Below are 24,849 nucleotides of genomic sequence, written 5' to 3'. Positions count from 1 at the left end.
CGGCTTCTACGCCTCGTGCTCGTCGGTGAAGTGCGTGCCGGCTTTGATGGCGGCGAGGGTGGCGGCGTAGTGCGGGTTGGTCATGACGCCGAGGATGTTGCCGAACGGGTCGAGGACGCCGGCGGTGACGTAGCCGTTGCCGCCGTGGTCCGTGGGTGGCGCGTGCGGGGTCGCGCCGAGTTCGCGGAGGCGTTCGAGGGTGGCGTCGAGGTCGTCGACGGCCCAGTAGATCACCTGGCCGGCCGGTCCTGTGGTGACGTCGTGGTGGGCGTGGGCGCTGTTGATGATGCCCAGTTCGTGGTGGTAGTCGCCGAGGCGGTATTCGAGGTAGCTGCCGGGGACGCGGTAGTAGGGCTCGATGCCCAGCAGGCGGGTGTACCAGTTCTCGGCGGCGTCGAGGTCGGTGGCGTGGTAGCTGACGGTGGTGAAGCCTCGCAGCACGGTGGGTCTCCCCCGGTTCGGTGGTCGGCCGGTGTGGGTGCCGGTCGGTGTGTCGTGGGGTGAGTGTGCGGGGGTGAAGTGCTCATCTGGTGAGCACTTTGTCGGTGAGACTGTGGCTCATGCGTGCGGATCGTCTGGTGGCGGTGTTGTTGTTGATGCAGGCGCGTGGCCGGGTGACGGCGGCGGAGGTGGCGGCCGAGGTGGAGGTGTCGGTGGCGACGGCCCGGCGGGACCTGGAGGCGTTGTCGGCGGCGGGGGTGCCGGTGTACCCGCAGGCGGGGCGGGGTGGCGGGTGGCGGTTGGTGGGTGGGGCGCGGACGGACCTGTCGGGGTTGTCGGCGGCGGAGGCGCAGGCGTTGTTCTTGTTGGTGGGGCCGGCGGCGGCGGTGTCGGGTGAGGTGCGGTCGGCGTTGCGGAAGTTGGTGCGGGCGTTGCCGGAGACGTTCCGGGAGGGGGCGCGGGCGGCGGCGGGTGCGGTGGTGGTGGATCCGGTGCGGTGGGGTGGGCCGGAGGTGGGTCGGTCGGGGGTGGTGGAGGTGTTGCAGGGGGCGGTGGTGGGTCGGCGGAGGGTGCGGTTGTCGTACGCGAAGCGGTCGGGTGAGGCGTCGGTGCGGGTGGTGGACCCGTGGGGGTTGGTGGTGAAGGGGGACCTCTGGTACCTGGTCGCGGGTACGGCGGCGGGGCGGCGGACGTTCCGGGTGGATCGGGTGGTGGAGGTGGTGGTGACCGGTGAGGAGGCGGTGCGGCCGGAGGGGTTCGGGTTGGCGGAGGCGTGGGAGGAGGTGGTGGCGGAGGTCGAGGGCGGGCAGCGGGGGGCGGTGGCCGTGGTGGTGGTGCCGGTGGGGTCGGTGTCGGTGTTGCGGGCGCAGTTCGGGCGGCACTGCGAGGTGGTGGAGGAGGTGGGTGGGCGGGCTCGGGTGCGGGTGTGGGCTCCGACGCCGTTGATGGTGGCGCAGCACTTGGCGGGGTGGGGTGCGGTGGCGGAGGTGGTGGGGTCGGTGGAGGTGCGGGCGGAGTTGGCGCGGTTGGGTGCGGAGTTGGTGGCGTGTCACGGGGTGTGAAGGTGGTCGTGGACGCGGTGGTGGAAGGGCTTGTCGGCGAGGGCTCGGAGGGTGGCTTCGACGAGTTCGCTGAGGGGGTGCGGGAGTTCGGCGTCGAGTTGGCGGGTGGCGGCGTTGGTGGCGTTCCACTCGGCGTGGAGGGTGGGCAGGAGGGTCCGGGTGTGGTCGGTGAGGTGGACGATGCGGTGGCGGGCGTCGGTGCCGGGGCGGAGTTCGACGTAGCCGTCGCGGCGCATCTGGTTGGCGGTCTGGCTGATGGCGGAGTGGGTGACGCCGATGGTGGTGGCGAGTCGGCGGATGGACTGGGGGCCTTGGGTGTCGACGAGTCGGATGATCGGGGTGTAGCGGGGGCGGAAGCCGGGGAGGCCGAGGTCGGCGTAGGTGCGGGTGAGGTCGGCGTCGAGTTGTTCGAGGAGGTGTCGCAGGCGGGTGCCGAGGAAGTCGGTGGTGGGGTTGTCGGCCACTCCCCTAACGTAACAGCGCTGTTGTAAGGGGCTGCCCCGCCGGGCGGGGTGTGGTGGCGGGGTGGTGTGGCGGTGTACCCGGAGATCGAGCCGTTCGAGCACGGGATGCTCGAAGTGGGTGACGGGAACCTCGTGTACTGGGAGGTGTGCGGGAACCCGGTGGGCAAGCCGGTGGTGGTGCTGCACGGCGGGCCGGGTACGGGCTGCTCCCCCGGGATGCGGCGGTTGTTCGACCCGGCGGTGTACCGGGTGGTGTTGTTCGACCAGCGCGGGTCGGGGCGCAGCGTGCCGCACGCGGCGGAGCACGGGACGGACCTGTCGGTGAACACGACGGCGCACCTGGTGCGGGACGTCGAGCTGCTGCGGGAGCACCTGGGGGTGCGGCGGTGGATGGTGTTCGGGGGTTCGTGGGGGTGCACGCTGGGGTTGCACTACGCGGAGCTGTTCCCGCAGCGGGTGACGGAGGTCGTCGTGGTGGCGGTGACGTCGGGCCGGTTCTCGGAGGTCGAGTGGCTCTACGGCGGGTTGGGTCGGTTCTTCCCGGAGGAGCACGACCGGTTCCGGCGTGGTGTGCCGGAGGGGTCGACGGACCTGGTGGCGGCGTACCACGCGTTGCTCGGTGATCCTGATCCGGTGGTGCGGCAGCGGGCGGCGGACGAGTGGTGTGCGTGGGAGGGGGCGATCGTGTCGGCGGACCCGGGGCACCGGCCGGAGCCGAGGGAGGCCGATCCCCGATGGCGGCTCGCGTTCGCGCGGATCACGGCGCACTTCTTCCACCACCGGGCGTGGTTGGCGGACGGGCAGGTGTTGCGCGACGTCGGCCGGTTGCACGGGATTCCGGCGGTGTTGGTGCACGGTCGGTGGGACATGCAGGGGCCTGTGGGGACGGCGTGGGAGTTGGTCCGGGCGTGGCCGGGCGCGGAGTTGGTGGTGGTGCGCGACGCGGCGCACAGCGTGCGCGACGGTGGGATGGCGGCGGCGGTGCTGGCGGCGACGGACGGGTTCGCGTCGCGGCGGTAGGCGTGGGGTGTGTGCGGGGAGGTGCGCCGGGTGTCGGCGGGCCTCCCTTTCGTCGTGGTGGGGCTGCTCCCCTGTCGGTCAGTCGGGTGTCAGGACGTGGGTGGTGCGGTGGTCGGTGCCTTCGAGGTCGTGCGGGACGGGGACGTGGTGGGTGGCGACCTGGTGGAAGCCGTGGCGCGGGCGGTGGGCGCGGTGGGGGTCGCCGACCAGGACGGTGGCGCCGCGGCGGTGGGCGCGGTGCAGGAAGGGCAGGACGCGGGCGGCCATGTCGCGGTCGTAGAAGACGTCGCCGGCGAGGACGACGTCGTGGTGGGTGTCGGTGTCGAGCAGGTCGGTGACGGCGATGTCGAGGGTGACGTGGTTGAGCTCGGCGTTGAGGGTTGCGGCGGTGCCGGCGAGCGGGTCGACGTCGTTGGCGGTGACGGTGGTCGCGCCGGTGGTGGCGGCGGCGACGGCGACGAGGCCGGAGCCGGTGGCGAGGTCGAGGACGTGGCGGCCGGCGGTGAGGTGGGGGTGGTCGAGGAGGTGGCGGGCGAGGGCTTGGCCGCCGGCCCAGGGGAAGGCCCAGAAGGGTGGGTCGGGGTGGCCGGTGGCTTCCCAGAGGGCGGTGACGTCGGTGGCGGTGTGCAGCCGGATGCCGGGGGTGAGCGGGACGGGGCGGGGTGCGGTGTGGTGGAGGACGAAGTCCCGCACGGTCAGGCCGCGCCGGCCTGGCGGGGGTCGTCGAGGTCGCGGCACAGGGCGTCGAGGGAGAGCCCGACGGCGTCGGCGAGGGCGGCGACGGTGAAGAAGGCGGGGGTGGGGACGCGTCCGCGTTCGATCTTGCGGAGGGTTTCCACGGAGATGGCGGCGGCGGTGGCGACCTGGACCATGCTGCGGTCGCCCCGGGCGCGGCGGAGGGCTTCGCCGAGGCGTTCGCCCCGGGCGTGCTCGGTGGGGGTGAGGGGTGGACGCACCATGGTGTGATAGTAATACCGGTATAACTATCACGGTAAGGAGTGCCCGGTGATCGAGCTGAAATCCCCCGCCGAGCTGGACGCGATGCGGGCGGCCGGCCTGGTGGTCGCCGACGCCCTGGCCGCCGTGCGCGAGCACGCCCGGGTCGGGGTCTCGCTGCTGGAGCTGGACGAGGTGGCGGCCGGGGTCATCCGGGGTGCGGGGGCGGGCTCGTCGTTCCTGGGCTACCGGCCGTCGTTCGCCGCCACCCCCTTCCCCGGCTTCATCTGCGCGTCGGTGAACGAGGTGATCGTGCACGGCATCCCCACCGGCTACCGGCTGCGCGACGGCGACCTGCTCGGCGTCGACTGCGGGGCGCACCTGGACGGGTGGCACGGCGACTCGGCGATCAGCTTCGTCGTCGGCCGCGCGGACCCGGCCGACCTCGCGCTGATCGCGACGGCCGAGCGGGCGCTCGCGGCCGGGATCGCCCAGGCCGTGCCGGGCGCGCGGATGGGCGACGTGTCGGCGGCGATCGGCCGGATCGGGCGGGCCGCCGGGTACGGGATGCCGGCGGACTTCGGCGGGCACGGGATCGGGCGGGCCATGCACGAGTCCCCCGGCGTGCCGAACGAGGGCAGGCCGGGTCGGGGCGTGACGCTGCGCGCCGGGATGGCGATCGCCATCGAGCCGATGTTCCACGCGGGCGGGCGCGACGCCTACTTCGAGGCGGAGGACGGCTGGTCGCTGGTCACCGTGGACGGCAGCCGGGCCGCGCACGTGGAGCACTCGGTGGCGATCACCGAGGACGGGCCGCGCGTGCTGACCGCGCCCCGGCTGCCGGCCGCGTCGACCGCGCCCTGACCGCCGGGGGCGGTGGTCACAGGCCGCCGGCGACGCGCAGCACCGCGCCGGTGGTGAAGGAGGCGTCGTCGCCGAGCAGCCAGGCGACGGCGGCGGCGATCTCGTCGGGCAGGCCGGCGCGGCCCAGCGGGATGGCGGGCGCGACCCGGTGCGGGCGGTCGGGTTCGCCGGACAGCTCGTGGATCGCGGTGTGCACGGTGCCGGCGGCCACGGCGTTGACCCGGATGCCGCGCGGTCCCAGTTCCTTGGCCAGGCCGACCGTCATCGCGTCCACGGCGGCCTTGCCGGCCGCGTAGTGCACGTACTCCCCCGGGCTGCCCAGGGTGGCGGCGGCCGAGGACACCGAGACGATCGCGCCGCCCCCGACCAGGTCGCGGGCCGCGCGCCGGGCGCACAGCAGCGCGCCCAGGACGTTGACCTCCAGCACGCGCCGCAGGTCGGGCACGGCGGTGTCGGCCAGCGGGCCGATCGGGCTGGTGATGCCGGCGTTGATCACCACGCCGGTGACCTGGCCGAGCGCGGCGGCGGCGTCGAACAGGGCGTCGACGTCGTCGGGCGAGGACACCTCGGCGCGCACGGCGAGCCCGCCCACCTCGGCGGCCAGTTCCCCGGCCGCGCCGGCCGCCGCGCGGTAGCCGATCACCACGCGGTGGCCCTGTGCCGCGAGCCGGCGCACGGTCGCCGCGCCGATCCCCCGGCTGCCGCCGGTCACCACCGTCAGCCGGTCAGCCACGCCGTGACCTCCGCTCCCACCACGTCCAGCGACGAGACCAGCATGTGCGGCAACCCGGGCACCTCGACCAGCTCGGAGGCGGGCACGGCGGCGTGCAGCCGGTCCTGCACGGGCCGGAACGCCGCGTACTCGTGCTCGCCGCGCAGCAGGAGCAGCGGGGCGGTGAGCCGGTCGGCGCGCGCGGTCACGTCGAGGGGGTCGGCGGCGGTGGTCGAGGCGGGTGTCCAGTCGTAGGCGTCGAGCAGGCCCTCGTCGAGGCAGGCGGCGATGACGGACTGCACGGTCACGGCGGGGTTGAGCGCCGCGACCCGGCGCACCGGCACGGTGCCGGACACGGCGGTCAGCAGGGCGATGTGGCCGCCGGCGGAGCCGCCGACCAGGTCGACCGGGCCGTCGTCGCAGCCCAGGTCCGCGCGCAGGGCGGCCACCACGGGCGCGACGGCGGCGACGCCTGCGGTGACCAGGGGCGCGTACCAGTCGCGGACGGGGTCGCCGTCGACGGGGACGGCGGGCAGCGGCAGGTGGACGCGCCACGCGTCGACGTCGGTCAGCGGCAGTGCCCGCGCCATGTCGGCGGGCGTGCCGGGTTCGCCGAGCAGGTGCCACACCAGCACCAGTCGGCGTCCGGTGCGCGGCGGCAGCGCGACGTAGGGCACGCCGGCGGCAGTCCCAGTGATCATGTGCCCAACCTACGTCCCCTACGCTGTGCTCGTGTCCGGATATACGGAAGCGAGTATTACCGTGGCGAAGCCCTACCGTCGGACGAACCCGCTGGCCCTGGCGGTGCTGGGGCTGCTGTGGGAGCGGCCCATGCACCCCTACGAGATGGCGTCCACCCTGCGCGAACGCCACCAGGAAGGCAGCGTCAAGCTCACCTACGGCTCCCTCTACACCGTGGTGGACACCCTGCGCTCGCACGGCTTCCTCGACGCCGCACCGGCCACCCGCGAGGGCAACCGGCCCGAGCGCACCGTCTACCGGCTCACCGACACCGGCCGCGCCGAGTTGCACGACTGGCTGCGCGACCTGATCGCCGTGCCCACCAAGGAGTACCCCCGGTTCGAGGCCGGGGTCGCCCTGATCGGGCTGCTGCCGCCCGACGAGGCCGCCGCCCTCTGCGACCGCCGCGCCGACACCCTCGACGGGCAGGTCGCCGCGCTCGACGCCGTCAAGGCCGACCTGACCGCGATGGGCCTGCCGCAGCTCGCCTGGATCGAACTGGAGTACCGGCAGGCCGTGCTGCGCGCCGAGCGGGACTGGACCCGCTGGTTCGCCGCCTCCGCCCGCGCCGGGACCCTCGGCGGCCACGACTTCTGGCACGACCTGCACCGGGGCCGCGCCACCGGGCACCTGCGCGACACCCCGCCGGCACCGGACGGGCCGCACCCGGCCCAGGAGGAGGACCCGAGATGAGGACGCTGCTGTTCGAGGTCGCGGGCGTGGTCGAGGCACCCGCCGAGGCCATCGCGCCGTACCTGCCCGAGCCGGTGCAGGGCGGCTGGTGGTACCGGGGCGAGTACCACGCCGAGGACCACCCGCGCGGCACCCGCGTCGTGCACCGCGTCTACAACGTCGCCCGGCGCGGCCGGTGGGCCGTGCCGCCGGCCAACCGGCTGTTCCTCGGCTACCGCGCCCGGCTCGCGCAGGGCATGGCCGCCCGGCTTTCCGAGATCGCCGCCGACCTCGGCGTCGCCCACCACCCCGACCACTGACCCGCGCCCGCCGCCGGGCTCAGGACGCGCGCCGCGACCGGTGCCGCGCGACCTGCAACCGGTTCGCGCAGCGCGTCGAGCAGTAGCGGCGGCGGCCGTTGCGGGAGGTGTCGACGTAGACCACGCCGCACCCCTCGCGCCCGCAGCGGCCCAGCCGGTCCGGCTCCTCGCACACCACGTGCGCCAGGCCCGCCGCCGTGAACGCGCGCACCCGCACCAGGGTCGAGGCCGCCTCGTCCGCGAAGTGCAGGTGCGGCGGCCGGTCGTCGTGCACCGAGATGTAGGGGCGCGCGGCGGTCTCGGCCAGCAGCGCGTTGACGTGGCCCACCCGGTCCACGCCGCCCGCGAACACCGGCTCCAGCCGCCAGGCCCAGTCCGACAGCCGGCGCGCGTCGGCCGCCGACAACGCACCCACCGGCTTGTAGCGCTGCTCGCGCAGCACCGCCAGCAGGACCTCGGCGCAACCGTCCGCACGGGCGTTGACCAGGGCCGCCGCCAGTTGCGCCGCCGTCCCGCCGTAAGGGTTGAAATGCACTGAACCATGACACCACGCTGGGTGGTGTGATCACCAGATGCCCCGGCTGCGGCTGGCCCGCCTCCGACCCCGCCTACCCCGCCTCCACCCACGGCCGCGTCGCCTACGTGCGCTGCGTGTGCGGAATGTGGCTGGTCCTCGACGCCGGCCGGGTGGTGGCGACGGCCGGCCGGCCGAGGTCGGCTAAGGTCCCCTCACCGTGACCAACCGCCGTGAACTGCTGTGCGACACCGTGATCTCCGTCCTGGCCGCCGAGGGCGGCCGAGGGCTCACGCACCGCGCGGTGGACCGGGCGGCCGGCGTGCCCGAGGGCACCGCCAAGAACTACTTCCCCACCCGCGAGGCGCTGCTGCAGGCCGCCGCCGGGAGGATGACCGACCTGCACGCCGAGGCCGTCGCCCGCCTGGCCGCCACCACCCCCGAGGACATCTCCCCCGCCGACGTCGCCGAGCTCTACCCGGCGCTGCTGCGCCGCGCGGTCGCCGACGACCCCACCCGGATGCTGGCCATGGTGGAGCTCTACCTGGAGGCGGTGCGCCGGCCCGGGGTGCGCGCGGCGCTGGGCCGCATGGTCGTGGCCAACGCAGAGGCCGGCGCGCACCTGCACCGCGCCGCCGGGCTGCCCTCCACCGCGCGCGACGCCGGGCTGCTCGACGCCTACTTCCTCGGCGTCGCGGTCTCCCTGCTCGCCCTGCCCGCCGACGCGCTGCACGCTACCGGCCTGGACGACCCCTACGCGCTCGGGCTCGGCCTGTTCACCGCCGCCGTGCCCGCCCCCGACCGCCCCGGGCACCGCGCCGAAGCGGGCTGACCACGCCGGCGCGGCACGCGGTCAGTGCATCACCCGGTGGCCGAAGCGGACCCCGCCGAACTCGGCCGCCTCGCCGATCAGCGCCGAACCGACGTCGGTCCACCCCCGGAACCACGACCGCGAGAACACCGCGTCCTGGTGGAACACCACGTCGCCGAACAGGGCCCGGCCGCCGTAGAAGACCTCCGCGAAGTCCGCCGACCCGCCGAACTCCGCCCGCCGCAGGTCAGCCCGCCCGGAGATCTTCGCCGCCCGCAGCCGCGCCGCCCCCGCCACCTGCACCCCGGCGAACGCCAGGTTCCCGGTGAACACCGCCAGCGCGAACGACGCCGACCGCGCGAACAGCGCGTCGGTGAACACCGCGTGGCGCAGGAACCGGGCCCCGTCGAACCGCGCCTCGCCGGTCACCGTCATCGCCGCGAACCGGGCGTCGCCGACGAACACCGCCCCGGTGAAGTCGACCTCGCCCACCCGGCAGCCCGACAGGTCGAAGTCCACCAGGATCGCGCCCGAGGCGTGCACGGCCATCCCCGGCCAGTAGTCGTCCCCCGGCCGCAGGTGCGCCACCAGCTCGCGCTGCACCGCCGTGCGCCACGGCGAGTCCAGCCCCCGGCTAACCCCGCCGCGCAGCGCCGCCAGCCACGTGTCCACCACGTCCTGGCGGCGGCGCGGCACCGAGCGGCCGATCTCGGCCAGCAGCAGCAGGCCCTCCCGCTCGCCCGCCCGGAACCGGCGGTTGGCCTCCCGCCACACCGACACCGGCGTCGGACCGGACCCGGTGCGGCGGCGCGCGTGCTCGTCGAGCAGGGTGTCGGCCTGCGACCGCCGGTGGTGGCGCACCACCACGGCGGCGACGACCAGCGCGACCGCCAACCACATGACCCACGTCGGCATGACCCCGATCATGCCCTGCCCCGCCTACGTCGGCGGGCGCAGACCACGGCACCGCTTCGGAACGGACGCGCCGGGCCCCCTTGCGCGCGGACCATCGACGGACATGAGCACCCCCGAGACCGTCCGGGCCTCCGACCGCGAACGCGACCACGTCGTCGCCCGGCTGCGCGACGCCGTCGGCGAAGGCCGGCTCACCCTCGCCGAGGCCGACGAGCGGATCACCACCGCCTACGCCGCCGTCCACCGCGCCGACCTCGCGCCCCTCACCCACGACCTGCCCGCACCCGCCGCCACCCGGCAGCCGACGCGCCGGCCGCCGCTGCCCGCCGTGCTCGGCGTGCTGCTGCTGCTCGCCTGGATCGCCTCGCCGCTGCCGTTCCCGTGGCCGGTGCTGCTCGTGGCCCTGCTCGTGGCCCGCCACCGCCGCCGCGCGCGTCACCGGCCGGCCCGCCCCGTCCTGCCCTAGGGTGCGCGCATGGACCTCACCGACGCGTGCTTCGCGGGCGCCGCCCGGCAGGCCGACCTGCTGCGCGCCGGCGAGCTGAGCGCCCGCGACCTCATCGCCGAGTGCCTGCGCCGCATCGACCGGCACGACCGGCGGCTCAACGCCTTCCGCACCGTCTTCGCCGAGCAGGCCCGGCACGCCGCGCGCGAGGCCGACGCCCGGCGGGCGCGCGGCGAGGACGCCCCGCTGCTCGGCGTGCCCGTCGCGGTCAAGGAGGACCTCGCCGTCGCCGGCCTGCCCACCACCACCGGCACCTGCGCCGTCGACCGGCCCGCCGACGCCGACAGCCCGGTCGTGGCCCGGCTGCGCGCCGCCGGCGCCGTGGTGCTCGGCCGCACCCGGATGCCCGAACTCGGCCTGTGGCCCTACACCGAGAGCAGCTGGGCCGGGCCCACCCGCAACCCGTGGTCGGCCGGGCACTCGCCGGGCGGGTCCAGCGGCGGATCGGCCGCCGCCGTGGCCGCCGGGCTGGTCGGCGCCGCGATCGGCACCGACGGCGCGGGCTCGGTGCGCATCCCGTCGGCGTGCACCGGCCTGTTCGGGCTCAAACCGCACCGCGACCACGTGCCGCTCGACGGCCCGGTGTGGGGCGGGCTGGTCGCCGCCGGGCCCATCACCCGGCACGTGCGCGACGCCGCGCTCCTGCTCGACGTCCTGGCCCCCGGCCACGGCCACACCTCCGCCGCCTCCGCCGACCCGCGTCCCCTGCGCATCGCGGTGTCGCTGCGCCCCTGGGGGCCCGGCATCCCGATCACCGGCGAGGTCCGCGACGCCGTGCTGGACACCGCCGGGCTGCTGGCCGACCTCGGCCACGACGTCACCCGGCTCGACCCCGACCTGCGCGAGCTCGCCGGCTCCACCGCCTTCGCCGCCCGCTACCTGCACAGCGCCGCCACCGCCGAGGCCGCCCTGCACCGCCCCGACCGGCTCGACCGGCGCACCCGCCGGGTCGCCGCGCTGGGCCGCGCCCTGCCCGCCCCGGCCGTGCGCGCCGCCCTGCGCCAGGCCGCCGGGCTCACCGCCCACGCCAACCGGCTGTTCACCGGGCACGACCTGCTGCTGACCCCCGTGCTCACCCGGCCGCCGCTGCGGGTGGGCGAGTGGCGGCACCGGGGCACCGTGCCCGCCCTGCTCGCCGCCGCCCGGATGACCACGTTCCTGCCGCTGTGGAACGTCGCCGGCAACCCGGCCGCCGCCGTCCCCGCCGGGCACACCGCCACCGGCCTCCCGCTGGCCGTCCAGCTCGTCGGCCCCGCCCACGACGAGAACACCGTCCTGGCCGCCGCCGCCCAGCTCGAACGCGCCCGCCCCTGGACCGACCGCCGCCCGCCCGCCTACACCGACTGACCGCGCCGGTCAGCAGCCGCGCGCCGCCAACCGCGCCAGCAGCTCGCCCACCACCGCCGGGTCGCCCGTGCGGCGCACCTCGTCCAGCACGTCCGCGCGCACCTGCGGCCACCCGCCGACCCCCGACGCCAACGCGCGCAGCCGGTCGTAGGTCTCCACCGCCGGCCACGCCAGGAACGCCCGCCGGCGCCACCGCACCGCCCGCTCCCGCCACCCCAGCCGCAGGCACTCGTCCACCGCCAGGTCCACCAGCCGGCCCGCCGCGCCCCGGCCGCCGGTCGCGCGCAGCCCGCGCCCCACCCACTCCAGCGCCTCCTCGGTGCGCCCGGCGTCCCGCAGCACCGTCGCCACCTGCACGTAGTGCCACCCCGACGACAGGTCCCGGGTCAGCACCAGCACCTGCAGGTCCACGTCGCCGACGTGCTCGGCCAGCTCCTCCATCACCCGCAGCAGCGCCCACCGCTCCCGGTCGTAGCGGCCGGTCCGGCCGAACGCGATCACCGGCAGCTTCGAGAACCGCGCCACCGCCTCCGCCCGGTAGCGGGCCAGGCCCTCCTCGCCCAGCGCCGCCGCGTACGGGGCCAGCCGCACCTCCGGCGGCTCGGCGAACCCGGTCTGCACGTGCAGCAGCCAGTCCGCCAGCCCGACCGGCGACGGCGGGTCCGACCCGCACGCCACCGCGTGCAGGTCCAGCACCCGGTCCACCAGCTCGGCGAGCGCGGCCCGGTGCGCGCGGTGCCGGGACGTGCCCGCCACCAGCAGCTCCGCGACCTGCTCGGCGACCCGCCGCGCGCCCGGACCGGCCAGGACCAGCGCGGACAGGTCCGCCACGACGGCCGCCAGCCCGTCCCAGCGCTCACCCCACGGCACAGCGGACCGGTCCAACCAGAAATTCACTCGATCGGGTAACGGGGGCACCGGCACATCCAACCGCACCCGGCCCCGCGCCGGCGCTGCTCCACCCCGGTCCCGGCTGTGATCAGCGTTGCGCGAACACAGCGCGGGGCGGCCGGCCCGCACGGCCGACCGCCCCGCCACGCACCACCGCCCGCGCTACGGGCGCGGCGGCTCCGCCCCGCCCGGGTGCGCCCCGCCGTGCCCCTCCACGCCGGCCGGGTCCGCGCCCGGCCCGGCCGGGGCACCCGCGATCCCCGGCACCTCCGCCGCACCGGACAGCCCGGCCCGCTCCCGACCCGGCTCCACCGGCGCGGGCCGGTGCCCGCCCAGCGGGCTGGGCACCTCCTGCCGCGCCACCGCCTCGGCCGCGCGCACCGCCTCGGCCACCGCCGGGTCCGGCGCGGTGTCGAACCACTCCGCCACCGACGGGTCGTCCTCCTCCGGCGCGGACCGGGCCGGCTCGTCGGCGGGCGGCTCGTAGCGGAACACGCCGTCCTCGCCCGGCGCACCCAGCATCCGCGCGAACCCCTCCAGCGCCTTGCCGTAGTCCGAGGGCACCAGCCAGACCTTGTTCGCGTCGCCCTGCGCCATCTGCGGCAGCGTCTGCAGGTACTGGTAGGCCAGCACCTCCGGCGTCGGCTTGCCCGCCTTGATCGCCGCGAACACCTTCTCGATCGCCTTGGCCTGGCCCTGCGCCTGCAGGTAGCGGGCCGCCCGCTCGCCCTGCGCCTTGAGGATGCGCGACTGCCGCTCCGCCTCGGCGGACAGGATCGCCGCCTGCTTCGCGCCCTCCGCCGACAGGATCGCCGCCTGCTTCTGGCCCTCGGCCGACTTGATCGCCGACTCCCGCTGGCCCTCGGCGGTCAGGATCATCGCGCGCTTCTCCCGGTCGGCGCGCATCTGCTTCTCCATCGAGTCCTGGATCGACGGCGGCGGGTCGATCGCCTTGAGCTCCACCCGCGCCACCCGGATGCCCCAGCGCCCGGTCGCCTCGTCCAGCACCCCGCGCAGCTGGTTGTTGATCTGGTCGCGGGAGGTCAGCGTCTCCTCCAGGCTCATCCCGCCCACCAGGTTGCGCAGCGTCGTGGTGGCCAACTGCTCCACGCCCACGATGTAGTTGGAGATCTCGTACACCGCCGCGCGCGGGTCGGTCACCTGGAAGTAGACGACCGTGTCGATGGACACCGTCAGGTTGTCCTGGGTGATCACCGGCTGCGGCGGGAACGACACCACCTGCTCGCGCAGGTCGATGCGCGCCCGCACCCGGTCGAAGAACGGGAACAGGATGTTCAGCCCCGGCGCGGCGGTCGTGCGGTAGCGGCCCAGCCGCTCGATCACCGCGGCCGTGGCCTGCGGGATCACCAGCACCGACTTGACCGCGACGATCAGCACGAACAGCACCAGGACCGCGACGACGATCAACGTGGTGGTCACCTCAAGTTCCCTTCCGCTCAGGACCCGGAGATCACGACGGCGGTCGCGCCCGAGATCTCCACGACAGTGACTTCGACGCCGGGCTCCAGGACGCGGTGGTCCAGCGACCGCGCCGACCACACCTCGCCGCCGATGCGCACCCTACCGCCGTGCGCGTCCACAGTGGACACCACGACGGCGGTGCCGCCGACCAGGGCCTGCGCACCCGACTTCAGCTCGTGCCCGGAGGTCAGCCTGCGCTTGAGCGCGGGCCGCGCACCCGCCACCAGGCCCAGCGCGGCCACCGCGAACGCCACCGCCGCGGCGATCTCGCCCACGCCCAGCGCCGACACCCCGGCCGCGCCCAGCGCCGCGACACCGAGCATGACCAGCACGAAGTCGCCCGACAGGATCTCGGCGGCCACCAGCAGCACCCCGAGCACCAACCAGATCAACGCGGCCACGCGACCATCCTCGCACCCCCGGTGCACGGGAAGGTCACGAACGGTCGAGGTCGGGCTCGGTGACGAAGTCGATCAGCCGCTCCACCGCCCCGATCAGCGGCGTCTCCAGGTCCCGGAAACCGCCCACCGCGGCCAGCACCCGCTGCCAGCCCTGCCAGGGCTCGCCCCAGCCCAGCGCCGCGCACACGCCCTCCTTCCACGGCGTGCCGCGCGGCACCCGGGGCCACGCCGCGATCCCGACCGAGGCCGGTTTCACCGCCTGCCAGACGTCGACGTACGGGTGGCCGGTGACCAGCACGCCCGGGTCGCGGACCGCCGCGACCAGCCGCGACTCCTTGGACCCGGCCACCAGGTGGTCGACCAGCACGCCCAGCCGCCGCCCCGGCCCGGTGCCGAACTCCGCGACCCGCTCGGCCAGCACGTCCACGCCGTCCAGCGGCTCCACCACCACGCCCTCGACCCGCAGGTCGTGGCCCCACACCCGCTCCACCAGCTCGGCGTCGTGCAGGCCCTCGACCCAGATCCGGCTGTCCCGGGCGGTGCGGGCGCGCAGCCCCTGCACCTTCACCGAGCCCGACGCCGACACCGCGCGCGCCGGGGCCGGGGCGGCGGCCGGGCGGACCAGCGTCACCGGGCGGCCGTCGAGCAGGAACCCGGCGGGCAGCAGGGGGAACAGCCGCTCCCGGCCGTGCCGGTCCTCCAGCACCACCCGGCCCTGCTCGAAGCGCACCACCGCGCCGCAGAAGCCCGACGCCGGGTCCTCCACCACCAGGCCCGGTTCGGCCGCCACCTCCGGCACCTTCCGCTTCGTCGCCCCGGCCAGCACGTCGCGCCCGTAGTCCTGTGATCGCACGACCCGCGACGCTAGCCGTTCACCCGGTCGGATCACCCGCAGGCACGCCGTCGGGGCCGAACGCGGGCAGGAACACCTTCAGCGCGTGGCACCACGCCTCGGCCCGCGCGACGTCCACCACGCCCTCCAGCGCCGCCAGGCCGGTCGCCCAGTCCGGGGCGGCGAAGACGAAGTCGGCCGCGTCGAACGCCGCGTCCCCGACGCACGGACGCGGGTCGATCGCCACCAGGCCGCGCGGGCCCGCGTCGAGCACGTTGCGCAAGTGCAGGTCGCCGTGCAGCAGCACGGCCGGCACCGGGTCGCGGGCCAGCGCCGTCGCCGCCGCGTGCGCGGCGGAGTAGTCGCCCGGCCTGGTGCGCGCCGCCAGCCCGTACATGAAGTCCAGCCGCGCGGTCAGCGGGGCGAACCCGCCCGGGTCCGGGACGTGCAGGCCCGCCAGCACCTCCAGGTAGTCCGGGCCGTACGTCGCGGGCGTGCCGGGCTCCAGGCCCTCCAGCAGCAGCGCGCCGGTCGCCGGGTCGTGCTCCAGCAGCGACACCGCCCGCGGGACCGCGTCCCAGGCGCGCAGGGCGGCGGCCTCCTCGGCGGCGACCGCCGGCTCCGGGCAGAGCTTGAGCACCACGGGCGCACCGCCGCGCCGGCACAGCAGGGTGTGCGAGGTGTTGCCGGCCAGCTCCCGCTGCGGGGTCAGCCCCCACCGCGCGCACCGCTCGGCCACCAGCGCGGGCAGGCCCTCCAGCCACGGCCGCACCGCCGGGCCGAACCGCCGCACCAACCGGGTCTCCGGCGTCGAGGTCATGATCCCCAACCTAGGCGTCCAGGCGGAGGATGAACTCCTCGACCTCCTCGCCCCGCCCGTCGGCGTACCCGACGTCCTCGCCGACCGCGACGAACCCGCACTTGTCCAGCACCCGCAGCGACCCCAGGTTGTCCACCGCCGCCCGCGCGTAGAGCGGGCGCACCGGGTCCAGCGCCAGGTACTCGGTCAGCGCCGCCGTGGCCAGGCCCAGCCCCCAGTGGGCGCGGTCGATCCAGAACGTCACCTCCGGCTCGCCGAACTGGCGGAACCGCGCCACGTGCCCCACCACGCGGCCGTCGAACTCGATCGTGCGCACCAGCACCTCGTCGTCGGCCAGGATGCGCGCCCAGCGCACCAGGAACGCGGCCCGGTCGGTCGGGTCCGCCGCGCCGAACGCCGCCATGCGGTTGGCCTCGGGGTCCGCCTGGTGCTCGAAGAACTCCAGCACGTCGGACTCGGTCACCTCGCGGAGTCGAACACTGCTCACCCGGCCGATTAGACCACCGCCGGGGCACCCGCACGGCCGGAACCGGCCGCGCGCCGGGGTCAGAACGCCGGCCAGGGGATCGACGGCCACTTGGCGGAGGGCTCCGGGAACACCCCGGCCGCGAGCAGCTTGTCCACCCGCTCCGCCAGCGCCCGGACCTCCGCCCGGGTCAGGTGCTCGTGCAACTGCCCGCCCAGCGCCCCGTCCAGGCCCGACCGCAGCCGGCGCAGCGCCTCCACCGCGTCCTGCGGCAGCCGCTCGCCCAGCCACCCCCACAGCACCGTGCGCAGCTTGTCGTCGGCGTGCAGGCAGATCCCGTGGTCCACCCCATACACGCCGCCGCCGGTCGCGTGCAGCACGTGACCGCCCTTGCGGTCGGCGTTGTTGACCACCGCGTCGAACGCGGCCATCAGCCGCACCTGCGGGTGGTCGGCGTGCACCAGCACCGCCGGGTCGCCGAACCGGTCGTGCGCGCGCAGCACCGAACGCCACCCGGGCGGCACCCGGTCCACCGGGACGATGTCGACCAGGTCGTCGTCCTCGCGGGTCTCCACCCACAGCTGCACCATGCCCGGCCCGAACGGGCCCGGCCGCAGCACCGTCGGCGGCACCAGCCCGAACCCGGCCGCCTCGGACACCAGGTAGGCGGCGACCTCGCGGCCGGCGAGCGTGCCGTCGGGGAAGTCCCACAGCGGTCGCTCGCCGCGCACCGGCTTGTACACGCACTGCGCGCTCACCCCGTCCAGGCCGATCGCGCAGAACAGCGTCGCGTTGGACGCGTCCACCAGCCGGCCCTCGACCTCGATGCGGCCCCGCAGCAGCAGGTCCAGGGCGCCCTCGTCACCGGGCCGCACGCCGGGGTCAGTCCTCGTCCGCGCGCCGGTAGCCGTTCTGCCGGGGGCAGACGTGGCCCTCGGGGTCCAGCGGCTCCGAGCACAGCGGGCACGGTCTGCGGCCGGCCCGCACCACCCGGTCGGCGCGCTCGGCGAACGCCCGCGCCTCCACCGGGGACAGGAACACCCGGACCGCGTCCGGGCCCTCCTCGGTGTCGTCGAGGACCACCGCCTCGTCGACCTCCTCCTCGGTGATGGCCAGCAGCTCGATCACCACCGCGCGGGACTCGGCGTCCCAGCCCAGCCCCATCGTGCCGACCTTGAACTCCTCCTCCACCGGCGGCGTGAGGGGTTCGGTGTCCCGGAGGTCGTCGGGTACCGCCTCGGGGACGTCCGCGCCGAACCGCCGGTGCACCTCCTCCAGTAGCGAGCCGATGCGCTCGGCGAGGACGGCGACCTGTTGCTTCTCCAGCGCCACGCTGACCAGCCGGGCCTCCTCGGAGGCCTGGAGGTAGAACGTGCGCTCGCCAGGTTGCCCGACGGTGCCGGCGACGAACCGGTCGGGCTGGCGGAATACGTGGATGACCCGTGCCATGACACCGACGACCCTAGGCCACGCGGACAAGATCGGCAGCCCTCCCCCCGGGCATTGCGTCATCTGTGGAACGGGCGCGGCGGACCGATCGGCGCTGACCGGCGCGGCGGGTCGGGTACTAGGGTCGCGTCCGTGGTGAAGATCGCACCGTACGGAACATGGACATCGCCCATCGGGGCGGCCGACGCCGCCGCTGCCGGTGGCGGGCTGCACTGGGTCGACCTGCACCGGGGTCGGGTCTGGTGGGCCGAGGGGCGCCCCGCGCAGGGCGGCCGGGTCGCGCTGGTGCGCGACGGTCACGACCTGCTGCCGCCGCCGTGGAACGTGCGCAACCGCGTGCACGAGTACGGCGGGCGGCCGTGGGTGGTGCTGGACACCCCGCAGGGTGAGCGCGTCGCGTTCACCAACTGGGACGACCAGCGCGTCTACCTGTTCGACCCGGACGACCCCGCCCCGGTGCCGATCAGCCCCGAGCCCGACCGCCGCCACGGCGTGCGCTACGCCGACCTCACCGCCGGGCCGGACGGCGAGGTGTGGTGCGTGCGCGAGACCGTCACCGGCGACGCCCGCACCGACGTGCGCCGCGACCTGGTCGCGCTGCACCCCGACGGGTCGGCGCCGCGCGTGCTGGCCGCCAGCCACCACTTCATGACCGGCCCGAGGCTGTCCCCGGACGGCACCCGGTTCGCCTGGATCGGCTGGAACCACCCCGACATGCCGTGGGACGGCACCGAGCTGTGCGTGGCCGAGGTCGGCTCCGACACCCACCGGGTGCTGGCCGGCGGGCCGCGCGAGGCAGTCTGCCAGGTCGAGTGGGAGCAGCCCGCCGCCGACGAGCCGGACGGCGAGCCGAGCCTGCTCGCGCTGACCGACCCCGACGGCTGGTGGAACCTGTTCCGGATCTCCCTCGACGGCAGCCGGCGCAACCTCGCCCCGTGCGCCGAGGAGCTGGGCGGCCCGATGTGGCGGCTGGGCAACCGCTGGTTCGCCGCCCTGGACCGGGGCCGCTACCTGGTGCTGCGCTCCGGCGCGCTGGCCGTGCTCGACGAGCGCAGCGGCACCGTCACCGACGTCGACGTGGAGCTGCCGGTCTGGCAGGCGCACCTGGCCGTGCACGACGGGGTCGTGGTCTCCGGCGCCGCCGGGCCGCGCGAGGACGCCACCGTGGTCAGCCTCGACCTGTCCACCGGCGAGCTGACCCGGCTGACCGGGCACCCCGCGTCCCTGCCGCCGGCGGACTACCTGCCGGTGCCGCAGGAGCGGGTGTTCACCGGCCCCGACGGGCAGGACGTCCCGGCCTACGTCTACCCGCCGACCAACCCCGGGTTCGCCGGGCCCGACGACGAGCGCCCGCCCTACGTCGTGCACGTCCACGGCGGGCCCACCGGCCGGTCGGTGGCCGCGCTCGACGTGGACATCGCCTACTTCACCAGCCGGGGCATCGGGGTCGTGTCGGTCAACTACGGCGGCTCCACCGGCTACGGCCGGGCCTTCCGCGAGCGGCTGCGCGAGCAGTGGGGCGTGGTCGACGTCAACGACTGCGCCGCCGTCGCGCAGGCCCTGGCCGACGAGGGCACCGCCGACGGCGCGCGCCTGGGCATCCGGGGCGGCAGCGCCGGCGGCTGGACCTCGGCGGCGTCGATGACCGCCGTCAAGACCTACCGGTGCGGCATGGTCGCCTTCCCGATCCTGGACCTGCGCGGCTGGACCGGCGAGGGCGGCGAGACCCACGACTTCGAGTCCCGCTACGTCGAGGGCCTGGTCGGGCCGTGGCCGGAGACCGCCGAGCGCTACGCCGAGCGGTCCCCGTCCAACCGGGTCGACCGGCTCAACGGCCCCGTGCTGCTGCTGCAGGGCCTGGAGGACGAGATCTGCCCGCCCGAGCAGGCCGACCGGTTCGTCGCCGCGCTGGACGGCACCGGCATCCCGCACGCCTACCTGACCTTCGAGGGCGAGCAGCACGGGTTCCGCAAGGCCGAGTCGATCGTGGCCGCGCTGGAGGCCGAGCTGTCCTTCTACGGGCAGGTGTTCGGGTTCGAGCCCGCCGGCGTGCCCGTGCTGGAGCTGCGCACGTGACACCGCGCCCGCTGCGGGCGGGCGACCGCGTGACCGTGGTCAGCCCGGCCGGCCCCGTGCCGGCCGGGCTGCTGCACGCCGGGGTCGCCTGGCTGACCACCTGGGGGCTGGACGTGCGGATCGCCCCGCACGCCCTGGACGTGCACCCCGAGCTGCCCCACCTGGCCGGCACCGACGCCGACCGGGCCGCCGACCTGGCCGGGGCGTGGCACGACCCGGACGTGGCCGCCGTGCTGTGCGCGCGCGGCGGGTACGGCAGCAGGCGGATCGTCGACCTGGTCGACTGGGAGGCCGCGACCCGCGCGCCGAAGGTGTTCCTCGGCTCCAGCGACGCCACCGTGCTGCACGAGCCGCTGTGGCGGGCGGGCGTGGCGAGCTGGTTCGGGCCGATGATCGCCTCCGAGGCGTTCGTGCACGACCCGACCGCGCGTGACCGGCTGCGCCACGCCCTGTTCGGCGGCAGCACCGCCTACCGGGGCACGACCGTGGTCGGCGGACGGGCGCGGGGGACCGCCGTGGGCGGCACGCTCAGCCTGCTGCGCACGCCGCCGCCGGACGGGTCCGTCGTGTGGCTGGAGGACGTCGGCGAGCGGCCCTACCGGCTCGACCGGCTGCTGACCGACCTGCTGCGCGAGGGCTGGTTCGACCGGGTCGCCGGGATCGTGCTCGGCTCGTGGACCGGGTGCGGCCCGCCGGAGGCCGTGGACGCCGTGCTGCGCGACCGGCTGGGCGGGCTGGGCGTGCCGGTGCTGGGCTCGGTGGCGTTCGGGCACTGCGCCGGGCAGCACACCGTGCCGCTGGGCGTGTCGGTGGAGCTGGACGCCGACGCCGGCGTGGTAACAGTGGTGCCGTGAAGATCGACGTCGCGGACGGCGCGTTCGACGCACCCACCTGGCTGCCCGCGTCGGGCGGTGGACCGGGCCTGGTGCTGGTCCAGGAGATCTTCGGCATGGACGACCACCTGCGGTCGGTCGCCGCCGACCTCGCCGCGCTCGGCCACGCCGTGGCGGTGCCCGACCTGTTCTGGCGGGTCGCCCCCGGCTGGTCCTCCGGCCACGACGAGGCCGGGCTCGCCGCCTCGATGGAGGTCTCCGGCCGGTTCGACCCCGGCACGGGCGTGACCGACGGGCCGGCCACCCTCGACGCCCTGCGCCGCGACCACGGCCGCGCCGGCGTGCTGGGGTTCTGCCTGGGCGGCTCGTCGGCCTACGACGCCGCCGTCGCGGCCGACCCGACGTCGTGGTGTCGTTCTACGGCTCCACCGTGCCCGACCGGATCGGCGACCTGCACCGGGTGACCTGCCCGGTCCAGTTCCACCTCGGCGGCCACGACCCCTACATCCCGCCGCAGGCCGTGCAGCGGGTGATCGATGCGGTCGCCGGGCACCCCGGTGCCGAGATCCACGTCCAGCACGACGCGGGCCACGCGTTCCACAACCACGCCGCGCCGATGTTCCACCACCCCCGGGCGGCAGCCGCCGCGTGGGAGCTGACCACGTCGTTCCTGCGCCGGACCTACCCGGCCTGACCGGACCCCGGGCCGGGGTCCGGTCAGGCGCGGGCTAGAGGCCGAAGGCCAGCAGCACGCTGCCGTTCGGGTTGGGGTAGGCGGGCCAGTACCCGGCCTGCACGTACACCATCCCGTTGGACACCACCGCGCCACCGCCGCCGCCGGAGATCGCGCCGCCCCGACCGGGTTTGCCGTTGACCCCGGCGAAGTCGCGGACCGTGTCGTAGGTCCACAGCACCCGGCCGGTGCGGGCCGAGTACGCGCGCAGCTTGCCGTCGTTGCTGCCCTCGTAGACCACCCCCGGGCTCGACGACACCGCCGGGCCGTGCGCCAACGTGCACACCTCCGGGTGCTGCGCCGCGCCGCCGGTGGTGCAGCCGTCCGCCGGGTTCGGCGTCTCCCACAGCACCGCGCCGGTCGCCGGGTCCACCGCGAACAACGTGCCCGGGTCGGCGAAGTAGGTCGCTATGTAGAGCCGCTCCCCGTCGTAGCTGCTGCCCCACTGGATGCCGGAGATGCCGCCGCTGGGCAGCGGCACCCCGAGCTGGCGACGCCACACGACCTCGCCGGTCGTCGCGTCGAACACGTGGTAGACGCCGACCTTCTGGCCGACGCCGACCAGCTTGCGGCCGTTGACCGTGAACAGGTTCGGCGTCGCGCCGATGTCGTAGTCCAGCGCCGAACCGTCCGCCAGCCCCGGGCACCAGCCCTGCGGCGCGGGGTCGTTGCACAGGCCCCGCCACGTGTCGGCCTTCGTCACCTGGTTGCGCCACTTCACCGCGCCCGACCGGACGTCGAGCGCCAGCAGCGTGTCGAAGTCGCCCGCGCTGCCGGTGTAGTTCTGGCCGGTGCCCACGTAGAGCGTGCCGGTGCGCACGTCGATCGTCGGCGAGGACCACACGCCCGCGCCGGACGGCTCGTAGCGGGTCGCGCCCGACGGCCAGGTGCCCACCGCCTGCGGCTCGGGGACGGTGTAGTGCCGCCACACCAGGTCGCCGGTGCGCGCGTCGAGCGCGTCGACGTGGCCCCGGAACGTGCAGCACGGGTAATCGCGCGAACCGGGGTCGAAGTCGGCGTTCTCCCCGCTGGAGGTGCCGACGTAGACCTTGCCGTCGTGCACGACCGGCGAGCTGGTCACCGTCGCCGCCGGGTGCGCGTCGACCTGCTTGGCCCACACCACCCGCCCGGTGCGCTGGTCCAGCGAGTACACGTAGCCCCGGATGTCGCCGAAGTAGACCCGGCCGCCCACCACCGTCGGCCCGTCCCACGGCACCGCCTTGCGCGGGCCGGGCGCGATGCCCGACAGGTCCGTGGTCCACTTCTCCGCGCCCGTGCGGGCGTCCCGGGCGTAGAACCTGCCGTCCGGGCCGCCGAAGTAGGCCACCCCGTCCACGACCGCCGGCTGGCTGCGCACCGGCGCGTCCGCCTTGTCGTAGGCGAACGCCCACTTGAGCTTCAACTTCCCGACGGTGTGCGGCGTGATCCGCCACTCGGCCGCGTTGTGCCGCGACCCGGCCGCGTCCTTCTGCCAGCCGGCCCAGTCGCCGTCCCGCCGGGGCGAGGCGGCGGTGGCACCGGCCCCCAGCAGCGCGACCGACGACGCGACCGCGAGCAGAGCCAGGGCACGCTTGGAAAAGCCCATCACACTCCCCCTGTCGATGGTGCTGTCCCGATCCACCTTGGCAGCGCCCCGCTGCCCGCGCGATCGGCGAAAGGACCGGTTCGCATCGGGAGAAGGTTGACCCGGTCACCGCCGATCGGTTGATCCGCCCCCACCCGCCGACCCGCTACCCTCCGCCGACCGCGCGATCGTCCCGCCACGAGCCGAACGCAGCGGACGTGATCCACCCGGTGAACGGGCGAACCGTCCGAGGGGCTCAGCGCCGGCGGGCGGCGTCCGCGCCCGCCGTGACCGACCGGATCTCGGCCGCCAGCTCCGGGTCGGCGACCCGGTCGGCCGCCGCCGCCAACGGACCCGGCAGCGCCGTCACGTCACCGGACCCCAACGCCTCCCGCACCAGCACGTCCACCACCGCCACCCGGCCGCCCAGGTCCCGCAGCTGCTCGGCGTGCTCCACCGCCCACGCGGCCACCGCGCGCTCCCCGGCCCGCCGCTCCCGCTCCGCCCGCACCCGCCCCTCGGCCGTGTCACCCAGGTCCTGCCGCAACCGCAGGTAGCGCCGCTCCGCCGCCTGCCGGCTGGCCACACCCAGCGCCGGTGCCAGCCGGCCCCAGCTCGTGCCCTGCGCGCGGGCGGCCTCGATCAGCCGGGGCTCCCACCCGGTCAACTCCGCCTTCAACCGCCGCAGCAGCTCCAACGCCGCCAGCACGTCACCCTCGCCGTCGACCGCCTCGCGCACGGTCTCGTAATCGCCGATCACCGGCCTACTGTGGCAGGTGGGGGCGGTGCCCGTCGTCCACCGACCACCCCGACGCCGCCGCACGTACCCGGCCCACACCGCCGCCCCGGGACACCGCACCGGATTCCGGTCGACCGCGCGCCCGCGCGTTCGCCTACGCCTACCGGTTCGACGCCGCCGACTTCCGGCCGCTGGGCGACAGCGCCGTGGTGGCCACCCGCACGGTCACCCCGCTGGGCCCGCCCGAACGCGTCGGCGACCTGTTCGACCTGCACGAACGGGCGGGCATCGAACTGCGGGTGCGCGACACCCTGTGGCCGTTCTGGGACGACGTGCTGGGCCGCACCCTGCGGTTCAGCGGCATCCGGCTGCACAACGCCCGCCCGGCCCCGTGACCCCGACCGGTCAGGCGAACTCGGCGGCGTGGTCGCGGGCCCAGCGCGCGAAGGTCAGGCCGGGCCGGCCGAGCACGCGCTCCACGTCCGGCGACACCCAGCCCAGGTCGCCGCCCTGCCCGCCGATCTCCAGGAACCACTCCACCACCTCCGGCGGGTACACCCCGCGCCAGTGCTCGCGGGCCTGGTCCGGCGTGAGCTCCTCGAACCGCACCGGGCGGCCCAGCGCCTCGCCGATCAGCCGCACCGCGTCCCGCCGCGCCACCGGCTCCGGGCCGGTCGGCCGGTAGGTGCGGCCCGCGTGGCCGTCCTCCAGCAGCGCCCGCACCGCGATCGCCGCGATGTCGTCCTCGTGCACCAGGGCCGTCGTCCAGTCCCCGAACGGTGCCCGCACGACGCCCTCCTCCCGCACCGACGCCGCCCATTCCCGGGTGTTGGCCATGAACTCGCCGGGGAACAGGTGCGTCCACTCCATCCCGGACGCCTCGATCGCCTTCCGGAACTGCCGGTGCCACGACTCGAACGGGTCGTCGTCGACCTTGGACGGGTCGTCGTGCCCCAAATGGGTCACCCGCTCCACGCCCGCCCGCGCCAGCGTCTCCGCGACCTGCGGCCCGTCACCGGCCATGGACACCAGGTGCACCCGCCGCACCCCGCGCAAGGCCGGGACCAGCGAGGACGGCTCGGTGAACGTGCCGCCCACCACCTCCACCCCGGCGGGCAACCGGGCCGAAGCCGGATCGCGGGTCAACGCCCGGACCCGCACCCCCGCCGCCACCAACTGACGCACCACGCTGCCGCCCACGGTGCCCGTCGCACCCGTGACAAGAACAGGATCCATGAAT

The 24,849-nt window shown here is 75.6% G+C and carries 31 protein-coding genes and 1 pseudogene; 13 read left to right on the top strand and 19 right to left on the bottom strand.

Annotated elements, in window-relative coordinates:
• Positions 1 to 6: 6 nt before the first annotated feature.
• A complete protein-coding gene (locus tag AB0I60_RS22605; protein WP_360732661.1) occupies positions 7 to 441 on the bottom strand; it encodes a VOC family protein in 435 nt (144 codons plus the stop codon).
• 119 nt (positions 442 to 560) lie between these two features.
• Between AB0I60_RS22605 and AB0I60_RS22600 the strand changes: the two genes are divergently transcribed.
• The gene (locus tag AB0I60_RS22600; RefSeq protein ID WP_360732659.1) at positions 561 to 1,502 is read left to right on the top strand and encodes a WYL domain-containing protein; all 942 of its coding nucleotides are present in this window, start codon (positions 561 to 563) and stop codon (positions 1,500 to 1,502) included.
• Here AB0I60_RS22600 and AB0I60_RS22595 read toward each other — a convergent pair.
• Positions 1,490 to 1,966: a MarR family winged helix-turn-helix transcriptional regulator gene (locus AB0I60_RS22595; RefSeq protein ID WP_360732657.1), complete on the bottom strand. Its 477-nt coding sequence runs from the start codon at positions 1,964 to 1,966 to the stop codon at positions 1,490 to 1,492. The two genes, AB0I60_RS22600 and AB0I60_RS22595, sit on opposite strands and share 13 nt — an antisense overlap.
• A gap of 72 nt (positions 1,967 to 2,038) precedes the next feature.
• Between AB0I60_RS22595 and pip the strand changes: the two genes are divergently transcribed.
• On the top strand, positions 2,039 to 2,986 hold the full coding sequence (gene pip, locus AB0I60_RS22590) for a prolyl aminopeptidase (RefSeq protein ID WP_360732656.1): 948 nt from the start codon (positions 2,039 to 2,041) through the stop codon (positions 2,984 to 2,986).
• Positions 2,987 to 3,064: 78 nt separating this feature from the next.
• On the opposite strand, the gene AB0I60_RS22585 is transcribed toward pip, so the two are convergent.
• Both AB0I60_RS22585 and AB0I60_RS22580 read right to left on the bottom strand, forming a co-directional pair.
• Positions 3,065 to 3,679 (bottom strand): 50S ribosomal protein L11 methyltransferase, encoded by a 615-nt coding sequence (locus tag AB0I60_RS22585; protein WP_360732655.1) that lies wholly within the window; start codon positions 3,677 to 3,679, stop codon positions 3,065 to 3,067.
• A 2-nt stretch (positions 3,680 to 3,681) separates the two neighbouring features.
• Positions 3,682 to 3,945: a helix-turn-helix transcriptional regulator gene (locus AB0I60_RS22580; protein ID WP_360732653.1), complete on the bottom strand. Its 264-nt coding sequence runs from the start codon at positions 3,943 to 3,945 to the stop codon at positions 3,682 to 3,684.
• Positions 3,946 to 3,991: 46 nt separating this feature from the next.
• Between AB0I60_RS22580 and map the strand changes: the two genes are divergently transcribed.
• Positions 3,992 to 4,786 carry a type I methionyl aminopeptidase gene (gene map / locus AB0I60_RS22575; protein WP_360732652.1) on the top strand — a complete coding sequence of 265 codons (795 nt, stop codon included), beginning with the start codon at positions 3,992 to 3,994 and terminating at the stop codon, positions 4,784 to 4,786.
• 16 nt (positions 4,787 to 4,802) lie between these two features.
• Here the strand turns inward: map and AB0I60_RS22570 are convergent, their stop codons facing one another.
• Together AB0I60_RS22570 and AB0I60_RS22565 are read right to left on the bottom strand one after the other, a co-directional pair.
• Positions 4,803 to 5,519 carry an SDR family oxidoreductase gene (locus tag AB0I60_RS22570; RefSeq protein ID WP_360732650.1) on the bottom strand — a complete coding sequence of 239 codons (717 nt, stop codon included), beginning with the start codon at positions 5,517 to 5,519 and terminating at the stop codon, positions 4,803 to 4,805.
• Positions 5,504 to 6,199 carry a hypothetical protein gene (locus AB0I60_RS22565; RefSeq protein WP_360732648.1) on the bottom strand — a complete coding sequence of 232 codons (696 nt, stop codon included), beginning with the start codon at positions 6,197 to 6,199 and terminating at the stop codon, positions 5,504 to 5,506. The genes AB0I60_RS22570 and AB0I60_RS22565 overlap by 16 nt, the downstream gene beginning before the upstream one ends.
• A 61-nt stretch (positions 6,200 to 6,260) precedes the next feature.
• Here AB0I60_RS22565 and AB0I60_RS22560 point away from each other — a divergent pair, with 61 nt between their 5' ends.
• Complete coding sequence (locus AB0I60_RS22560; RefSeq protein ID WP_360732647.1) at positions 6,261 to 6,932, top strand: PadR family transcriptional regulator; 672 nt, start codon at positions 6,261 to 6,263, stop codon at positions 6,930 to 6,932.
• Positions 6,929 to 7,231 carry a hypothetical protein gene (locus tag AB0I60_RS22555; RefSeq protein WP_360732646.1) on the top strand — a complete coding sequence of 101 codons (303 nt, stop codon included), beginning with the start codon at positions 6,929 to 6,931 and terminating at the stop codon, positions 7,229 to 7,231. The genes AB0I60_RS22560 and AB0I60_RS22555 overlap by 4 nt, the downstream gene beginning before the upstream one ends.
• A gap of 19 nt (positions 7,232 to 7,250) precedes the next feature.
• On the opposite strand, the gene AB0I60_RS22550 is transcribed toward AB0I60_RS22555, so the two are convergent.
• Positions 7,251 to 7,766 carry a CGNR zinc finger domain-containing protein gene (locus AB0I60_RS22550; RefSeq protein WP_360732644.1) on the bottom strand — a complete coding sequence of 172 codons (516 nt, stop codon included), beginning with the start codon at positions 7,764 to 7,766 and terminating at the stop codon, positions 7,251 to 7,253.
• Positions 7,767 to 7,792: 26 nt separating this feature from the next.
• On the opposite strand from AB0I60_RS22550, the gene AB0I60_RS22545 reads away from it, so the two are divergent.
• Both AB0I60_RS22545 and AB0I60_RS22540 read left to right on the top strand, forming a co-directional pair.
• Positions 7,793 to 7,969 carry a hypothetical protein gene (locus AB0I60_RS22545; protein WP_360732642.1) on the top strand — a complete coding sequence of 59 codons (177 nt, stop codon included), beginning with the start codon at positions 7,793 to 7,795 and terminating at the stop codon, positions 7,967 to 7,969.
• Positions 7,966 to 8,577 carry a TetR/AcrR family transcriptional regulator gene (locus AB0I60_RS22540; protein WP_360732640.1) on the top strand — a complete coding sequence of 204 codons (612 nt, stop codon included), beginning with the start codon at positions 7,966 to 7,968 and terminating at the stop codon, positions 8,575 to 8,577. The genes AB0I60_RS22545 and AB0I60_RS22540 overlap by 4 nt, the downstream gene beginning before the upstream one ends.
• A 21-nt stretch (positions 8,578 to 8,598) precedes the next feature.
• On the opposite strand, the gene AB0I60_RS22535 is transcribed toward AB0I60_RS22540, so the two are convergent.
• Complete coding sequence (locus AB0I60_RS22535) at positions 8,599 to 9,471, bottom strand: hypothetical protein (RefSeq protein WP_360732638.1); 873 nt, start codon at positions 9,469 to 9,471, stop codon at positions 8,599 to 8,601.
• A gap of 103 nt (positions 9,472 to 9,574) precedes the next feature.
• Between AB0I60_RS22535 and AB0I60_RS22530 the strand changes: the two genes are divergently transcribed.
• Together AB0I60_RS22530 and AB0I60_RS22525 are read left to right on the top strand one after the other, a co-directional pair.
• Positions 9,575 to 9,937 (top strand): DUF1707 domain-containing protein, encoded by a 363-nt coding sequence (locus tag AB0I60_RS22530; RefSeq protein ID WP_360732637.1) that lies wholly within the window; start codon positions 9,575 to 9,577, stop codon positions 9,935 to 9,937.
• Positions 9,938 to 9,946: 9 nt separating this feature from the next.
• A complete protein-coding gene (locus AB0I60_RS22525) occupies positions 9,947 to 11,323 on the top strand; it encodes an amidase family protein (protein WP_360732635.1) in 1,377 nt (458 codons plus the stop codon).
• Between the two features lie 9 nt (positions 11,324 to 11,332).
• Here AB0I60_RS22525 and AB0I60_RS22520 read toward each other — a convergent pair whose 3' ends face one another.
• From AB0I60_RS22520 to AB0I60_RS22485, 8 genes are all read right to left on the bottom strand, one after another.
• On the bottom strand, positions 11,333 to 12,208 hold the full coding sequence (locus AB0I60_RS22520; protein ID WP_360732633.1) for a hypothetical protein: 876 nt from the start codon (positions 12,206 to 12,208) through the stop codon (positions 11,333 to 11,335).
• Between the two features lie 168 nt (positions 12,209 to 12,376).
• Positions 12,377 to 13,654, bottom strand: a complete 1,278-nt coding sequence (locus AB0I60_RS22515; protein ID WP_360732632.1) for an SPFH domain-containing protein — start codon at positions 13,652 to 13,654, stop codon at positions 12,377 to 12,379.
• 17 nt (positions 13,655 to 13,671) lie between these two features.
• Positions 13,672 to 14,097, bottom strand: a complete 426-nt coding sequence (locus AB0I60_RS22510) for an NfeD family protein (RefSeq protein ID WP_360732630.1) — start codon at positions 14,095 to 14,097, stop codon at positions 13,672 to 13,674.
• A 34-nt stretch (positions 14,098 to 14,131) separates the two neighbouring features.
• Positions 14,132 to 14,950 (bottom strand): DUF3097 domain-containing protein, encoded by an 819-nt coding sequence (locus AB0I60_RS22505; protein ID WP_360732629.1) that lies wholly within the window; start codon positions 14,948 to 14,950, stop codon positions 14,132 to 14,134.
• A 19-nt stretch (positions 14,951 to 14,969) separates the two neighbouring features.
• Complete coding sequence (locus AB0I60_RS22500) at positions 14,970 to 15,749, bottom strand: aminoglycoside phosphotransferase family protein (protein ID WP_360732628.1); 780 nt, start codon at positions 15,747 to 15,749, stop codon at positions 14,970 to 14,972.
• Positions 15,750 to 15,759: 10 nt separating this feature from the next.
• Positions 15,760 to 16,236, bottom strand: coding sequence for a GNAT family N-acetyltransferase (locus AB0I60_RS22495; RefSeq protein ID WP_360732627.1), 477 nt, complete (start codon positions 16,234 to 16,236; stop codon positions 15,760 to 15,762).
• A gap of 59 nt (positions 16,237 to 16,295) precedes the next feature.
• Positions 16,296 to 17,090, bottom strand: a complete 795-nt coding sequence (locus AB0I60_RS22490) for an SCO1664 family protein (RefSeq protein WP_360732625.1) — start codon at positions 17,088 to 17,090, stop codon at positions 16,296 to 16,298.
• Between the two features lie 7 nt (positions 17,091 to 17,097).
• The gene (locus AB0I60_RS22485) at positions 17,098 to 17,664 is read right to left on the bottom strand and encodes a DUF3090 domain-containing protein (protein WP_360732624.1); all 567 of its coding nucleotides are present in this window, start codon (positions 17,662 to 17,664) and stop codon (positions 17,098 to 17,100) included.
• Positions 17,665 to 17,796: 132 nt separating this feature from the next.
• Here AB0I60_RS22485 and AB0I60_RS22480 point away from each other — a divergent pair, with 132 nt between their 5' ends.
• The 3 genes and pseudogenes from AB0I60_RS22480 to AB0I60_RS22470 all read left to right on the top strand — a co-directional run bounded on the left by AB0I60_RS22480 (position 17,797) and on the right by AB0I60_RS22470 (position 21,267).
• Positions 17,797 to 19,740 (top strand): prolyl oligopeptidase family serine peptidase, encoded by a 1,944-nt coding sequence (locus AB0I60_RS22480; protein WP_360732622.1) that lies wholly within the window; start codon positions 17,797 to 17,799, stop codon positions 19,738 to 19,740.
• Positions 19,737 to 20,594 carry an LD-carboxypeptidase gene (locus tag AB0I60_RS22475; protein ID WP_360732620.1) on the top strand — a complete coding sequence of 286 codons (858 nt, stop codon included), beginning with the start codon at positions 19,737 to 19,739 and terminating at the stop codon, positions 20,592 to 20,594. Before AB0I60_RS22480 ends, AB0I60_RS22475 begins: the two co-directional genes overlap by 4 nt.
• Positions 20,591 to 21,267: pseudogene (locus tag AB0I60_RS22470) on the top strand (dienelactone hydrolase family protein). Before AB0I60_RS22475 ends, AB0I60_RS22470 begins: the two are co-directional and overlap by 4 nt.
• A 34-nt stretch (positions 21,268 to 21,301) precedes the next feature.
• On the opposite strand, the gene AB0I60_RS22465 reads toward AB0I60_RS22470, so the two are convergent.
• Both AB0I60_RS22465 and AB0I60_RS22460 read right to left on the bottom strand, forming a co-directional pair.
• Complete coding sequence (locus tag AB0I60_RS22465; protein WP_360732619.1) at positions 21,302 to 22,891, bottom strand: PQQ-binding-like beta-propeller repeat protein; 1,590 nt, start codon at positions 22,889 to 22,891, stop codon at positions 21,302 to 21,304.
• A gap of 235 nt (positions 22,892 to 23,126) precedes the next feature.
• Positions 23,127 to 23,579 (bottom strand): HSP18 transcriptional regulator, encoded by a 453-nt coding sequence (locus AB0I60_RS22460; protein WP_360732617.1) that lies wholly within the window; start codon positions 23,577 to 23,579, stop codon positions 23,127 to 23,129.
• On the opposite strand from AB0I60_RS22460, the gene AB0I60_RS22455 reads away from it, so the two are divergent.
• Complete coding sequence (locus AB0I60_RS22455) at positions 23,468 to 24,004, top strand: DUF6886 family protein (protein WP_360732615.1); 537 nt, start codon at positions 23,468 to 23,470, stop codon at positions 24,002 to 24,004. The genes AB0I60_RS22460 and AB0I60_RS22455 overlap by 112 nt on opposite strands.
• Positions 24,005 to 24,014: 10 nt before the next feature.
• On the opposite strand, the gene AB0I60_RS22450 is transcribed toward AB0I60_RS22455, so the two are convergent.
• Complete coding sequence (locus AB0I60_RS22450) at positions 24,015 to 24,845, bottom strand: NmrA family NAD(P)-binding protein (RefSeq protein WP_360732613.1); 831 nt, start codon at positions 24,843 to 24,845, stop codon at positions 24,015 to 24,017.
• Between the last annotated feature and the right edge of the window lie 4 nt (positions 24,846 to 24,849).

The organism is Actinosynnema sp. NPDC050436, assembly GCF_040655415.1.
GTDB lineage: Bacteria > Actinomycetota > Actinomycetes > Mycobacteriales > Pseudonocardiaceae > Actinosynnema.
This window is presented reverse-complemented; position numbering and strand designations above follow the sequence as displayed.

Coding starts and splice junctions, on each gene's coding strand:
- AB0I60_RS22450 (WP_360732613.1), bottom strand. CDS start 24,845: ATGGATCCTGTTCTTGTCACGGGTGCGACGGGCACCGTGGGCGGCAGC.
- AB0I60_RS22535 (WP_360732638.1), bottom strand. CDS start 9,471: ATGCCGACGTGGGTCATGTGGTTGGCGGTCGCGCTGGTCGTCGCCGCC.
- AB0I60_RS22465 (WP_360732619.1), bottom strand. CDS start 22,891: ATGGGCTTTTCCAAGCGTGCCCTGGCTCTGCTCGCGGTCGCGTCGTCG.
- AB0I60_RS22485 (WP_360732624.1), bottom strand. CDS start 17,664: ATGGCACGGGTCATCCACGTATTCCGCCAGCCCGACCGGTTCGTCGCC.
- AB0I60_RS22555 (WP_360732646.1), top strand. CDS start 6,929: ATGAGGACGCTGCTGTTCGAGGTCGCGGGCGTGGTCGAGGCACCCGCC.
- AB0I60_RS22580 (WP_360732653.1), bottom strand. CDS start 3,945: ATGGTGCGTCCACCCCTCACCCCCACCGAGCACGCCCGGGGCGAACGC.
- AB0I60_RS22530 (WP_360732637.1), top strand. CDS start 9,575: ATGAGCACCCCCGAGACCGTCCGGGCCTCCGACCGCGAACGCGACCAC.
- AB0I60_RS22525 (WP_360732635.1), top strand. CDS start 9,947: ATGGACCTCACCGACGCGTGCTTCGCGGGCGCCGCCCGGCAGGCCGAC.
- AB0I60_RS22600 (WP_360732659.1), top strand. CDS start 561: ATGCGTGCGGATCGTCTGGTGGCGGTGTTGTTGTTGATGCAGGCGCGT.
- AB0I60_RS22500 (WP_360732628.1), bottom strand. CDS start 15,749: ATGACCTCGACGCCGGAGACCCGGTTGGTGCGGCGGTTCGGCCCGGCG.
- AB0I60_RS22565 (WP_360732648.1), bottom strand. CDS start 6,199: ATGATCACTGGGACTGCCGCCGGCGTGCCCTACGTCGCGCTGCCGCCG.